This is a genomic window from Candidatus Berkiella aquae (assembly GCF_001431295.2).
Taxonomy (GTDB): domain Bacteria; phylum Pseudomonadota; class Gammaproteobacteria; order Berkiellales; family Berkiellaceae; genus Berkiella; species Berkiella aquae.
In genome coordinates, this window is sequence record NZ_LKAJ02000001.1 from 1,357,539 (window position 1) to 1,372,281 (window position 14,743).

8 protein-coding genes and 1 tRNA gene are annotated in these 14,743 nt (G+C 38.0%); 6 read left to right on the forward strand and 3 right to left on the reverse strand.

Features of this window, described 5'->3' with window-relative positions:
* Positions 1 to 518: 518 nt before the first annotated feature.
* Positions 519 to 2,558: a protein kinase domain-containing protein gene (locus HT99x_RS06190; protein ID WP_075066243.1), complete on the forward strand. Its 2,040-nt coding sequence runs from the start codon at positions 519 to 521 to the stop codon at positions 2,556 to 2,558.
* Here the strand turns inward: HT99x_RS06190 and HT99x_RS06195 are convergent.
* On the reverse strand, positions 2,555 to 3,013 hold the full coding sequence (locus HT99x_RS06195) for an RDD family protein (RefSeq protein ID WP_075066259.1): 459 nt from the start codon (positions 3,011 to 3,013) through the stop codon (positions 2,555 to 2,557). The two genes, HT99x_RS06190 and HT99x_RS06195, sit on opposite strands and share 4 nt — an antisense overlap.
* A gap of 104 nt (positions 3,014 to 3,117) precedes the next feature.
* On the opposite strand from HT99x_RS06195, the gene HT99x_RS06200 reads away from it, so the two are divergent.
* A complete protein-coding gene (locus HT99x_RS06200) occupies positions 3,118 to 4,407 on the forward strand; it encodes a nucleotide sugar dehydrogenase (protein WP_075066244.1) in 1,290 nt (429 codons plus the stop codon).
* A gap of 156 nt (positions 4,408 to 4,563) precedes the next feature.
* Here the strand turns inward: HT99x_RS06200 and HT99x_RS06205 are convergent, their stop codons facing one another.
* The gene (locus tag HT99x_RS06205; RefSeq protein WP_075066245.1) at positions 4,564 to 5,448 is read right to left on the reverse strand and encodes a hypothetical protein; all 885 of its coding nucleotides are present in this window, start codon (positions 5,446 to 5,448) and stop codon (positions 4,564 to 4,566) included.
* 175 nt (positions 5,449 to 5,623) lie between these two features.
* Between HT99x_RS06205 and HT99x_RS06210 the strand changes: the two genes are divergently transcribed.
* On the forward strand, positions 5,624 to 11,134 hold the full coding sequence (locus HT99x_RS06210; RefSeq protein ID WP_075066246.1) for a hypothetical protein: 5,511 nt from the start codon (positions 5,624 to 5,626) through the stop codon (positions 11,132 to 11,134).
* Positions 11,135 to 11,142: 8 nt separating this feature from the next.
* On the opposite strand, the gene HT99x_RS06215 is transcribed toward HT99x_RS06210, so the two are convergent.
* Positions 11,143 to 11,229, reverse strand: a tRNA-Leu gene (locus HT99x_RS06215).
* A 334-nt stretch (positions 11,230 to 11,563) separates the two neighbouring features.
* On the opposite strand from HT99x_RS06215, the gene yajC reads away from it, so the two are divergent.
* Genes yajC through secF form a run of 3 tightly spaced genes read left to right on the forward strand, consistent with a single transcriptional unit; the run spans position 11,564 to position 14,734 of the window.
* On the forward strand, positions 11,564 to 11,923 hold the full coding sequence (gene yajC / locus HT99x_RS06220; protein ID WP_075066247.1) for a preprotein translocase subunit YajC: 360 nt from the start codon (positions 11,564 to 11,566) through the stop codon (positions 11,921 to 11,923).
* Between the two features lie 17 nt (positions 11,924 to 11,940).
* Complete coding sequence (secD, locus tag HT99x_RS06225; RefSeq protein ID WP_075066248.1) at positions 11,941 to 13,803, forward strand: protein translocase subunit SecD; 1,863 nt, start codon at positions 11,941 to 11,943, stop codon at positions 13,801 to 13,803.
* A gap of 1 nt (position 13,804) precedes the next feature.
* On the forward strand, positions 13,805 to 14,734 hold the full coding sequence (gene secF / locus HT99x_RS06230; protein ID WP_075066249.1) for a protein translocase subunit SecF: 930 nt from the start codon (positions 13,805 to 13,807) through the stop codon (positions 14,732 to 14,734).
* Positions 14,735 to 14,743: the final 9 nt, after the last annotated feature.

Below are 14,743 nucleotides of genomic sequence, written 5' to 3' on the forward strand. Positions count from 1 at the left end.
TTGATGTTGGGTGTGGTTGCACAGGCAAATACGCAAACTGCTAATCATTCGTTTACTTTAAATATACCTTCTCAATGCTGTGTTTTGGACTTACCGCTGAAGTATTGATGAAAAATATTAAAGTAAAATGCACAAAGATTTGCTTGTCACGCCAGAATTTTATGAAGAGCATTTTCAAAAAACCAAAGAGTATACTATTCATTCCTTGGGCTTAATCCTAGGTTATAGCGGACAAGCTGCCGTTGAGGTGTGTATCTTCGCTATTATGCGACAAAAGACAGTTTTTTTGGTATTCAAGTAGAAAGAACTTTGGCGCCTAATGCAAGGGGAACACAAGTACCTTTAGTAAAGGTAAAAAATGAATTACAAAGATTAATGAAATTAACTGATAAAACCTTCGTTATTAAATCCCGTCGTGATTTATAAATATTCGTGTAATGCCGCGATAATCTGAACTTGTTCCTTTGTTTAACAGTCACACCAATAATGAAATATCTATTTCATTTGTGGGGCAGTTTATGGCATTTAATGAAGGGCACCGGCAGATATTACAAGATGTCACTAATACGCACTGGTATAATGTTCGGGGGCAAGAAGATTGGCTTTGCTCTGATGAAATGAATTACCAACAAGCAACGGAAATGAAGGACGGATTTAGCCTCTCTTTGGGAGCGCAATTATTGCCTATCAATAATAACCCGGGTCATTTTAGAGTCGTGATACCTGCTCCAAACATAGCGAATTTGATGGATAGTCATCAAATGTTTTTCTTACCTTTACATCAGCAAATTAATAATGCAAAAAATGTCGAAGAGATAATTAGAATAATTGAACAATATCCAGGACAAATGTTTAGTAGTGGTGGACAACCCTTAGAGAAAGAACAGCAAATTGCTGCAATTAGAAATCAACAAAATCCCAATCCAAACTTTATGGGAAAAGTCACAAGCAAATATGGTTTAGAGCAAAAAGTTGCTAATTTAATTTACCAAGAAAATCAGCTTCAAATGCAAGCGCAAATGCAGCCTCAAGTACAACCTCAAGTACAACCTCCTGGGGAAGGGATGCTAAAAATCAGTGAAGCACAGTGGCGAGAAGCAGAAGCCTACTTTGCGCAAGATTTTTCAAGAAACCCGCATTTAGATCAAACCAAAATGAAAAAAGATAAGCGTGATCCTAATAGCCATTCATTCATTAAAGTAGGCAACGAAATTTATGCGATGGCAAGTAGGCAGTGCTTTGAAGAGGCTAAACACGCCAAATTGGGTGAGGGCGCCTTTGGTAAAGTCAAAGTAGTGCAAGCACGTAATGGTGATAATTTTGCAGTTAAAGTTGAGGGGCGAGGAATAAGAGGAGATAACGATGCTGAAACAAAAATAGGTAAGATGCTTGATTTTGTTAAGGGAGAGGCTGGGCGCACTTTGCAATATCAGAAAATGTTTAAAAACAAGCCAACAACAGAGAAACTTTATACGGTAATGCAGCTAAAAAAAGGCAATGAACTGTTTAAAGAACTCTATATTGATCCTAACGCACAGCAAAGAACGCATAAATTTAACGAAACCCAAAAATTAATTATTGCGCTTAAGGCATGCAGATCGATAGATGAATTGCATAAGATGGGCATTATCCATAGTGATATTAAACCAGAAAATTTCATATCGAATGTCAATGGTAATATGATTACAGTGGGTGCAATTGATTTTGGGCTTTCTAGCCTATTAAAGCCTGGACAACAATCCATTATTACGACTTCTCGCTATGGAACACCAGGCTATATTGCGCCAGAAATTGACATCGCAGAACTTAGGCAAGTAAATGGTCAATTAGGGCGATGGAGGGAATATTCGAAAGCATCCGATGTTTATGCATTAGGTGTCATGTTAAAAGACGATTTACAGCTGTCACCCAAAATTTATGAAGGAATGTTAAATAATAACCCCAATCAGAGACCACAACTAGCTGATGTGATGCAAGCACTGACTTCGCAATTAGCGAAGCAGAAAGGACTAGATGCTGAAGCTAGAAAAGTGCTTGCTGAATTTACTTCTAAAGCGCCAAATGTGTCTCCTAAGGGTTTAGGTAATATAGGAGAATTAATGAGTAATTTGCTTGCTAAAGATATAACGGCAGAATATGGCAAATTACGTAATGGTAAAGATGCAGGGGCAACAGGATGGGCTAGGGCACGTGCAAAAGATGTTGGAGGAATATTTACTGGCGCAGGTAAACAACGTGCCGAGCAAGTTTCTGATCTTGATCGAGCATTTAAAAAAATACAGGGAGAGAGTCTGACAGCAGAGCAAAAAGCTGAAGCAACCTATGGCTATCTTGTCAATTTACGGGATACTCTCACAGAAAAAACCACATTCAAATCTGCTTTAGCCCAAATGTGTGATCAATACATTAAACAGATTGAAACTTCCGTCGGGGAGCAGAAAACACGGCAAATGCAAACTAACCTAAATATATTCGAAAAAGCAAAAGAGCTGCAAAGGGAAATCCGTCCTATCGAAGACAAGCCTAATCAACAAGCAGGTAAAAAGGCAAAGCTTTAAGGTGATTTTTTCTTAGTAGGAAGCCTAATGACACGCGTCTTGCAAAATTTATCATGCAGTGCGCGTTTTTCTTTATCAAACAAACACCAAAGTAAACCAATCCCAGCGGGGACAAGACAGAGTGTGGCAATACAAAAGCGGATAAAAGCTTTTTTCCACGTCAACAGTTGGAGGTGTTCATCAACCACTTTCATTTTCCAAGCAAGCATACCTAAGGTTTGCCCTGCTTTTTTCCAGAACCAACTGACAAATAAACCGGTGCTGATAAATAAGTAAGCTAAGAATAGATTACGATGGGGTTGTAATGAGTCGCCATGATTCATAGCCAGCGCAAGGGCTGTGACTAAAATTAAAAAAGAAAAGACAATAAAGCCATCATAGACCAGAGCACCTAAGCGTCTTAGGAAGGTGGCATTAGGAAAATCATTTTCTATGTTGGTTTGATTGCTTTTCATGGCGTCTCTATAAGCTTGTTTACTTTCTTCGCGATAATAGCAGAAAATCGTGTAATAATAAATTATGGGTGAATGCATTTTAATAAGATCGCCAGGGAGGCACTTTGTCACATCATCAACGCAAAATAGCCGTGATAGGGTTAGGCTATGTCGGATTACCAGTAGCCGTTGCCTTTGGTCTAAAGACACCAGTTGTTGGTTATGACATTAACCCAAAGCGGATCAATGAACTGAATCGTGGCATGGATGTTAATGAAGAAGTGAGCTCGTTATTGCTTTCACAAGCCCAGTTATCATTGACTTACGATCCGTTACTTTTACAACATTGTGATTTTTACATTGTGACCGTTCCGACGCCTTCCGATGGTGCCCATAAACCCGATTTAAGCCATTTACAAAAAGCCTGTGAATTAGTGGGTTCACAGCTCAAACGCAATGATATTGTGGTCTTTGAATCAACGGTTTATCCGGGAGCGACTCAAGAAGTATGCATTCCTTTATTAGAGCATGCTTCAAAATTAAAGGCTGGGCTTGATTTCTCTGTAGGATATTCACCTGAACGGATTAATCCGGGTGATAAGATTCATACTTTTAGTAAGGTTACCAAGGTTGTTTCAGCATTAGATCCTGCAACCTTAGATACGATTAGTGAAGTCTATAGTTCAGTGATTGAAGCGGATGTCTATCGTGCGCCTGAAATTAAAGTAGCTGAGGCTGCTAAGGTAATTGAAAACACACAGCGCGATTTAAATATCGCTTTGATGAATGAATTAGCGATGATTTGTGAACGGATGCAGATCAATACCATGGATGTCATCAATGCTGCCAAAACGAAATGGAATTTTATGCCATTTCAACCTGGATTGGTTGGTGGGCATTGTATTGGTGTCGATCCCTATTATTTGACCTATAAGGCAAAACAATTAGGCTATCGTCCAGAAGTAATACTTGCTGGGCGACGAATTAACGATAGCATGGGTAAGTATATTGCTGATCAAACAGTTAAGCAGTTAATTCAACTGGGAAGTCGTGTAAAAGAAGCAAGAGTCGGTATTTTAGGATTAACCTTTAAAGAAAACTGCCGTGATCTGCGTAATTCTAAAGTCATTGAGGTCATCAATGAATTGCATTCCTTTGGTGTTGAGATTTTAGTTCACGATCCCATTGCTGATAAAGATGAGGCGCAAAAAGAATACGATATTGAACTGATGAATTGGGATGATATGGTAGATTTAGATGCCTTAGTCGTCTGTGTAGGACATCAATATTATAAAACACTTTCCGTTGACGATTTTTTAGATAAATTTAATGCAAATCGGTTATTGATGGATGTTAAATCCATTTTAAATAAAGATGATTTGCTGCATGCGGGCATTCAAGTCTGGCAACTTTAATAGATCCCCTCAAAATGTTCTTTTGCATTGATCCTGCATTGCAGGAATTTCTACGCTGCTCATTTACCCTCATGTAAACTGTGCTGCTCGAAATGCCTGCGCCATGGCTGAATTCAAAATGAGTATTTTTGAGGCACTTGAATAGGAGTCGGCTCTCTAGGTAGGCTTCTTTTTAGGAGCATCCGTTGACTGAGTTGTCACATCAGATTTATTAGTGGCTGCGCTTTGGTCGATGGATGAATGTTTATGTAAAATAGCGGGTGAGGAACTACCACTTATACTTGGACGAGCTTCTGGTTCATCATCGTCACTCCAATCAAGTTCTTCCTCTTCTTCTGGTGGTTGTACTACGGCTAATCGCGCAGATTGCAATTTTTGAGATAAATCTTCTATATTGCTAACGTCAATATCTTCTTCCCACTGTGCATTGCCATCACGACTCGTTTTAAGTGTTTCTAGCCCCTCATCTCTGGCGGTGATTATTGCAGTTTGAAGTTGTGAAATAAGAGAAGGTAATTCCTTAAGTTCATCTATAGCATTTTGTGCTATCAGGTTATATTCAAAATAGCTAAAGAGGAATAGCCTTTCCTGTTTCTGCTTTTCTTGTTTTGATACAACATCGAATATGGCATCATGCATGCCTTCAAATAGGCTTTTAGTTGACTTAGTTGCATGCTCAAGCTTTTTAGCATATTTAACACGTTGTTTGCTTAATTTTTGAAGTGAATCAACTAATTCAGTGTCACTAATGAGCTGGTTAAATTCGTTTAGATCAATTCCATTTGCTTTTGTTAAAATACCTTCCAGAGCGGTTTTGATAACCATAAATTTACCAATGAGCAACAGACGAAAATGATTTAGTTGTGCACTGAGAGTTGTTACTTCATTTGCCTGCGAAAATCGATTGCCAATTTCCTTACTATCTAAAAACTGATTCTCAAGAAAAAAATCATTATATAATTTTTGTGCTTTGACATTTTCGTGCGTATATCCCACGAGTAAATCTTTAAGATTTGTTAATGTGTGTTCGAATGTTAACATGTGCATTTGCTCTATAAAATCATGGTCTATTTAATACTTTGACTAAAGATACAGTACAAAATATCCCGGTTACTTCTATACTTTTACTAACCTATCACCAAACAGGTGATAAATCTAGCTAAAAATGGAACACCATAATACTTCATGGAGGAATCATGCTTCATGAGGAACTACTATGGAAAAATTAACGCCATTCGCTGAAGATAAAAAGCAAATTATTGAAAAAAGAATCGAACAAATATTAGGGTCATTTACGGATAATGAAGGAAAAAGTCATAACTATTTTGAAATAGTTAACCATGATCTTGAAGTTGTAAATCATTTGTTAGAACATCCTACTGGTGCAAGTGATTTTTATCAAAAAGCCTATAATAGTCAACAAGAATTCAATCAGGCGATGGATGTTGCAAAACAACGTTGGGAAAAAGGGAATAAAAAATTTGATATTGCTAAAACCGTGATGAAAGATTTATCAACCAGGAAAAAACACTATCTTGATGCGCTAGAACATTTGCGAGCAGCTGAAAATAAACAAAAAGAAATACAAGATTTTTTGGATGATAAAAATGAAGACGGCAAATTAAAGCCCGGAACGTCTTGGTGGCAGTTAAACCGTAAAGCAACAGAGCAAGATCATGCGGATGGAAACAGGCTCTACGAGCAGTTAAGAACAATCGCCAAAAAATTAGATATTGCTGATAAAGGGGAACGAGAAAAATTACTGGAACAAATACTGAATAGGCAACTATTGGATGATAAACAGAAGCCTAAAACATGGTTAATAGAACAAGCTGCACTATTTGATAAAAGAGATAATAAAAAACGGCAACTGATGCTGCAAGAGCTGTTTTCTCATATTGGAAAAAGAGCTGAGCGTTTGAAGCAACTACGGTTAGGGTGGCAATCGCAAGGCGTTTTTGTTCATTCTTCCACTGAAAATTTAATAAAAATCAAAAGAGAGATTAATAATTTTAAAGCATTACTGGATCATGTTTACAAATCTTTACCCACGACAAATGCACTAGCCATTGATAAGCAGATAAAAAAGCAACTCGAAGGAAATCGTGCAATTATAAATCGTTATCTACAACAGATTGAAGCTTCCGCTATTTGGCGCATTAGAGGAGCTGCACAATATGGAAATTTAAGACTTGATGATGCTTTATTTGTTTTAAAGAGAGAGATTGCGCAATCTGTATTTCAATTTGATGATAAAGCAACTTTAGAGAGTCTTGCTGATATTGTCTCAGTATCAGTTGAGTCACTTGGGCTGGGTAGTAGTTTTAAATGTTTTCAAGAGCTGCACCAACTACTATTGCGTTCAACCTATGCTAAAGAAAAGGAAATTTGGTTTAATTCTAAATGGGTTACCGATAGTGATAAACGAAACATTATTCCTGTGACGGTAAAATCTGGCGCTATTATCCCAAGCATTTTGTTATCTTATATACCAGAAAATAATTCTTACATTCCTGGAAACTGGCTAAGGTATTGGTTTTTTCGCACGAGTCAATCACTCAATGGTTTGGCAGGTTGGATGAGAAATCGATGGCTAGGAGATTCTTGCGAAACAGTTACGCTTATCAATGAAACTTATCGACATGTTGCTAATTTTGAAAAATCGATTAGTGAAGGCAGAGCGCAAAATAAAGCGCTTAATTTGTTACATATTGGACAATCGGCTGCCTTTTTAGATGCGCTTGAAATTACAGAATATATTGAAAATGAGAAAAGACGCGTTCAACATTTAATGGGCTCTTCAATATTATGGCGATTTTTAGGATGGGTGCCATTTTTAAAGTTCAATAAAAATATGGCATTTAAAGACGACTGGTTAAACGAATTAAATCGAGCACAGCGGGCGATTAACGAGAAGGCGACTAAAATTGCAGAGTACATGATGGAGGATTTTGAAGCATTGCTTTTAGATAGCATTGAACACAAATCTTTTTTAATGCCGGCTAATCTAATGAATAATATTGAACAGTTTATTAATCGTTATGGTAGTCAATCTGATTTGCAGCGTTTACAGAAGATATCTTCCCCAATGCATCTTGTCAGTCGTTTTCGTTTCTTATTGCCTGCGAATAACGGTGAATTATTTAGAAGCATCAATGAAGATCATGTCACCTCATTTTTGCGATTTACTGAAAAATATTGGAACGCTGAACAGCAACGTGCAACCAAGTTAATTGTAGGGATTATTACAAAAGAGCAGTTGCCTAAAAATGCTGATGAAGACCATGTTTTCTTTGAGCAAATAAAGTGTTTGCTGCCAGAACAGAGTTCTCAAGTCGCCTTCAATCAATTAATGCAAAAGATAGCACGAGAGTATGTTTTTGTTACAGGAGATAATGGTAATGATGATTGTTTTCATTTTCTTGAGCGTTTTGCTAGTAATGCTGCAAGAACATGGCAAGCCCATCGTGGTAATAATATGGATGAGAAATTTATATTTTTGAATAACTTACTTTCTGTTGCAAGACATCAAGAAAAAGATCTAACAACTCACGCTGTCCAAGAAATTGGTTCGACGCAATTCAAATTGCAAAACTATAATCGTTATATAAAAGATTTACAGCAAGAAAAAGATGATTCTGGAAGAATAGGGTTATTAAAAAAGCAAGCTCGACATTATGTCAATAAGTACTTGGGTGACAATCTGCATTATGCTGATTTGCTGTTTAACTTGGGCGAATTTCCTGATGATACGTTTATTATTCAATATTGCGAGAAACGTTTTTCTTGGATGGTTGAGCAAGAAAATTTGAATGCTGACATCATCAATAATGAAGCAGAAGAAAAATTTATTGCGAAGATTAAACAATATCCTGTTCTTGTTGATAAATTGGTGAAAATTGTTAATGAAAAAGCTATTGCTCAAGATCATCTCGGTGATTGGATATTGCAGTTTAATATTCCAAAATTGACTGCAGCTTATTTTGGTAAATGTTTTTATAAACATTTATCGGATAATCAATTTAAGCAAATATTAGAAGAAAGCGAATTTTATGGTGAGCTTTTACAGAATCCACGTTTTTCATATAAAATCTATCGTTGGCTTGCACAAAAAATGACCGAACTTGTTCAAGAGTCGAATTGGGAACAACTGTGTTCGCCTGATTTTTTCAATATCGTTGAAAAAATAGGAACTCTGGAAAATAAAGAAGCATATCGTTTATTAAGAATTAAGCATTTATTGCAATTAAACAATTCTAGCCTAACTGAAGCCTATATTTCCAAAATGGCGCAAGAACTGGGGGCAGCTGATTTACCTTTGAAAATGTTTACTTTACCTAATGGTAAGCGATTGCTTGGAGAAATGTTAACAGAACATTTGTCTATATTAGAGCAAAATAAAAGATGGGAGGGGCATGCGCAATATTTTGTTGAATTCTATTTACCAGAAGAAAATAAATCATTGCGGCATAATATTCGTTTGAAATGGCTGGCTGAATTTATCAGTAAGCCTCAAAGATTTTCCGGTATTTCATTTATTGAGCGCTCAACGCTTGATGGCAAATATCACTGTGATAATAAACAAATTCCTAATGACGAGATGAGCTTAACTGAATTTTATGGAGAAGAAAATATGTTCAAGGTGAGGGAACTTATAATGAACCGTCTTGATCTTTTTTCAGAAAACTTAAGCGATGAAATGATTCAGCTAATTAATGCTTACTACCGTGATCCTGCATTTAACTTACAAGATGACTGGCCATTATTTCGCAAAAAATGTGATTTGTTTCAAAGAGCACAGCGTCTTATCCATTGCTTTAAAAATAATCTTTTTATTGATGGTCTGACTCAGTTAGAGAATTTTTATGCAGAATTGCTTGGGATGCAAGCATTAGCAACAACAGAGCATGGGCGTTTGCATCAACAAATTGCTGTGTATCAGCAACAATTATTTAATCAGATATTAGCCATAGTTAAAGAGTCTTATAGTGAATTATTTATTAATCAACGACTGATTGATGATAAGTTAGCTAAAAGTGACTTGTCTGAACTAAAAAGGCAGCAAGACTTATTAACTGAGATGATAGCGAAATCCAATCTGCCGCACCCTTTTAAATATGAAATTGAAGAAATATCTGAACAGACACCACTTTGCATGACAAAGCTGAGAACATTTGTATCTAATATGAGTTTTGATAGGTTGCACTTGATTGCTTTTGATATAGATGATTTGCAAATGTATAGCAAAATACTAAATAAGAATGCTAAAGAATATTTGAAAGTGAAGATAAATACGTTAAAAGATTATTTGCCTGCTGACGACGCATTATTTAAAGCACTCACTGCTTGTTATCAGATTCTAAAAGGTGAATATAGCTCGAGGGCTTTGCAAAGAACCGATTTCAATCGGTTAATGAAATATCAGGCTACGCGCCAAGATTATCCTAGAATGGCACAAGAGATGGCTGATCGGTTAATTTTGGCTTTAAATGCCCATGAGGAATTGACTTATTTCCCGCTATTTAAAGAGGCACAGATATCCTATCAAAGTGCTTTTGTACAATATTTATCTTCTACGACAAAGCAACGAATGCTTGTCAGCATAAAAAATAAAATTGAATGGCTGATGATGAAGTCAGACCCTCATCAAGCGCAATATGCCAGAGTAGATTGGTTTAATCATGCAAAGCTACTGACGGGGCTCGTGCAAGCATCTTCTTCGCAAGGATCTGAAATAAAAGAGGTTGTTAATAGGTGGTGTGCCTCCTGTTTATCAGAGATTAATAAAAATCTTTATCCCCTATTAGAGAAATTTGAAGTCTCTAGCCGAACAAGCAAAAACTCAATGGCTGAATTAATAGCCACCAAGAATAACCAGCCTAGCCTTATCGATAAAGAGCAACAACTAATCAAATTATCTTTATTTATAAGAACGTTTGGTGACAAGAAGCACAAGGAACAACTTGACGAATTATTAAGAGAAGTCGCAAGACATCAACATCGTACCATCATGAAAGGCCTGAATGGTCCTATTATTGAACATTCGCTAGATTTTGCAGATAAGATACTTTCTACTGCGGGTTCTGAAAGTCAACGTGAGCAGTGTATGCAACTTGTCGATAAATGGAGTTTATATCGTCGCAAACCAGCTACCCAGGTTTTACAAACATTACGTGCAATGGCAGTCAATGATGCTTTGCTCAATTATATTCACTCATTTGAACGCACGCTTTATACCTACTTTGTTAAAAAGCATAATCTCCCTGACAACTTTCATGAAATGATGTCACAAAAAATGGAGGAATGGGGGGTAAAAGAGTGTTTGCTTGAGCCAGAGAGGATCTTAAAAAAACATCCTTTGACTGAGTTTCAAAACATTTTGTCCCAATTAGCCATAAGCCGTAGCCATCGATTTTTTTATAGTAAACCTTCGCTTAGCGATGGTCGTAAATTATTCGTTGCTTTTTGTTTGAATATACAAGCAAAGCAATTAACACGTTTATGGAAAAATCGTCAAACAAAACATGAAGATGAGGTAGCTACTTTTAATCCTGCCGATATTAGCGGATCATTGAGTAACTTAATTAAGCAAATGATCAAAAAATACGATATTGGTTGGGGAGATTTTAACAAAGGGGTATTTAAGGCGATTGCTAAAGATACCGACTATTTTGTTTCTTGGGCGAATGCTGCTCCAGAACAAAAAAGAGGTAGCTTGCGACTATGAGATTGAGTTGGTGCCGGAGGAGAGACTTGAACTCTCACGATGTTGCCATCACCAGATTTTGAGTCTGGCGCGTCTACCAGTTCCACCACTCCGGCCCAAAAGAGACGCGATTATAGCAAAGGAATCTCGGATAACAAAGCGCTTTTGCATGGCTGTCCTGTGTCTTGTTTGTATGGCTATCCTGCATCTTGCCCGGCGAGGCGCTTTTGCCATGACTGTCATTTGTCTTGTTTGTATGGCTGTCCTACGTCTTGCCCGGCGAAGCTTTAGCGAAGACGGGAGCTTTAGCATAGAGGCGAGCCTGCTCCGCCGTAGCTTTAGCGGAGGCGAGTTGCGTCATTGCGTCTAAAACGGTAGATTGCAAAACCAGATAAGTTTCTTATTTCCAAGAAATTTTTGTTAGTCTTATTAATTATTTTGGGTGAATCCATGCGTAACGCGCTATTAACTTTATTATTAGTCTCAACCTCATCTCTTTGTTATGCCGATGCAGCTGCAAGTGCCCAAGGCCCTGGTGTGATGGGTAACATCTTAATGTTAGGTGGATTCTTACTCATATTTTATTTTATGCTGATCCGTCCACAAAGTAAGCGAGCTAAAGAACATCAGGCTTTGGTATCAAATATTGCAAAAGATGATGAAGTCATCGTAAACGGTGGTATTCTGGGTAAAGTAACACGCATTACGGAGCAATTTTTAGTGATTGCAATTGCTGATGGCGTTGAAATGAAAGTACAAAAGCAAGCCGTATCAGCGTCATTACCCAAAGGAACGATCAAGAGTATCTAAGGAAAGAGGACACTATTATGCTTAATAAATATCCTGCTTGGAAATATTGGCTGTTGTTAGCCATATTGACAGTTGGACTCATTTATTCTGCGCCTAATCTTTTCGGTGAAGATCCGGCGGTACAGGTATTACCAAGTACGGGTCGTACCATCACAAAAGCCACTAAAGAACAAATTGAGAAAGCATTGGCTGAAGCTGAGATCCCGTTCAAATCAATTAAGCAAGAAAATGAAAGTTTATTGATTCGATTTAAGGACACACCGCAACAGATCAAGGCAAAAGATATTATCTATGACGAATTAGGTGACAATTATATTGTTGCCTTAAATCTTGCTCCGAAAACACCAGCTTGGTTGGAAGCATTGGGTGCTAAGCCTATGAAACTGGGTTTAGATTTGCGAGGTGGTGTTCACTTCTTGATGGAAGTGGATGTGGATTCAGCCATTACCAGGCGAATGGAAGGTTTTATTGGTGATATACGCACCGATCTTCGTGACGAGAAAATTCGTTATCGACAAATAGCACCATCAGGCAAAGAAGCCATTAATTTGTATTTTGATGATCGTGAAATGCTAAACAAAGCGTTAACGCATCTACAAAAAAGATTCGGAGATTTTGATTTCTTGCCACAAACCCAAGATGGCAAAATGCAGATTACTTGTCAGTTAAAACCCGCCGAACTGCAAAATATTCGCAACTATACGCTTGAGCAAACGCTATCAACGCTACGAAATCGTGTCAACGAATTAGGCGTTGCGGAAGCGGTTGTACAGCGTCAAGGTGCAAATCATATTGTTGTTGAGCTACCTGGTATTCAAGATACAGCTCGTGCAAAAGATATCTTAGGTAAAACCGCCACATTAGAATTTCATTTGCATGCAAAAGAAGAAAGTGCAAAAGCGGTTCCTGGGCGACAAGCACCTCCTGGTACGAAGTGGTATTACGATAGAAATGGTCATCCTCAACTGTTGAAAAAACGCGTTATTCTAACGGGTGATTCAATAACGGGTGCTTCCGTTGGCGCCGATGATCGTTCAGGAAGGCCTGCCGTTCTTGTACGGGTTGGTGGCGCAGGACTCCCCCTCTTTAGAAAGACAACCATTGAAAACGTGGGTAATTTGTTAGCGGTTGTTTACATTGAAACGAAAACCGAGCAAGAAAATGTCGATGGCCAGATGGTTAAGAAAAATAAAACACTGGAAACATTGATTAGTATTGCAACAATTCAAAGTGCTTTAGGCAGTCAATTCCAAATAACGGGTTTTACGCTACCTGAAGCGCAGGATTTATCGTTGTTATTACGAGCTGGTGCACTGCCTGCTAGCATCCAAATTGTTGAAGAACGAACCGTCGGTCCAAGTCTGGGTCAAGAGAATATTCGTTTAGGGATCTTGTCTATCGAAGTAGGACTGGGTTTAGTTGTCATCGGCATGATGCTTTATTACAGCATTTTCGGGATTATCGCGAATTTAGCATTGCTCATTAACGTAGTGTTGCTGGTTGCTATCTTATCGGTAATGGGAGCTACGCTCACATTACCTGGTATGGCAGGTATCGTGTTAACCGTCGGTATGGCAGTTGATGCGAATGTGCTTATTTTTGAAAGAATTCGTGAAGAATTGCGGCATGGCATGTCGGTTCAAGCTGCCATTCATAGCGGCTTTGATCGCGCCTTAGCAACCATTATCGATTCTAACTTAACAACCTTAATCGTGGTGATCATCCTATTTTGTATTGGAACGGGGCCAATTAAAGGTTTTGCTGTAACCACTAGTATCGGTATTGTGACTTCAATGATCACAGCAGTGACCTGTACCAGAGCGATGGTGAATTTAGCTTATGGTCGTCGTTCAGTTAAACATTTGCCAATAGGGATTTAGCATGGAATTTTTTCATCGCGAAACCAATTTCGACTTTATGGGCATTCGTAAATGGACAGCGCTTTTATCAAGCATTGTGATGGTCGTTTCCCTTGGGTTGTTATTCGTGAAAGGTTTGAACTTCGGTTTGGATTTTACCGGGGGAACACAACTTGAGTTACGTTATGAGAATCCTGTAAATTTTGAAGATGTGCGAGAGCAGCTTGAAAAAGCAGGACTTCATGGCGCTAAAGTGACGCAATATGGTAGTGCTCGCGATATTTTAGTCAAAATATCTAATCGTAAAGATGTTTCAGAGCAGCAATTAGGGAAATTAGTGCTTGAGGCTTTAAAAGCCCATCAAGATAAAGTAGAGCTGCGACGTGTTGAGTTTGTTGGTTCTGAAGTCGGTGAAAACTTAGCTGAACAAGGTACGTTAGCGGTTGTCGTTTCGCTATTTGCGATGATGTTATATATCGCAGTGCGTTTTGAATATCGTTTTGGTATCAGTGCGGCTGTTGCATTAATGCACGATCCTATTTTAATTTTAGGGATCTTTTCCTATTTTCAAATTGATTTTGACTTGGCGGTACTAGCGGCCATTTTGGCAGTCATCGGTTACTCACTGAATGACACGATTGTTATTTATGATAGGGTTCGAGAGAATTTCCGCAAGGTTCGCAAAGGAACCCCCACTGAGATTATGAATCTTTCGATTAACCAAACCTTATCCCGAACGATTATGACATCCACCTTAACCTTGATTGTGGTGGTTGCTTTATATTTCTTGGGTGGTGAATCATTACGCGGTTTCTCGTTAGCCTTAATCATCGGTATTATTGTGGGAACTTATTCCTCGATATTTGTGGCAGGTGCTTTAGCATTAACAATGGGATTGAGCCGTGCTGATTTGGCATCGTCTAGCAAGAAAATTGTTGATGATATGCCTTAAGAGGTAGCT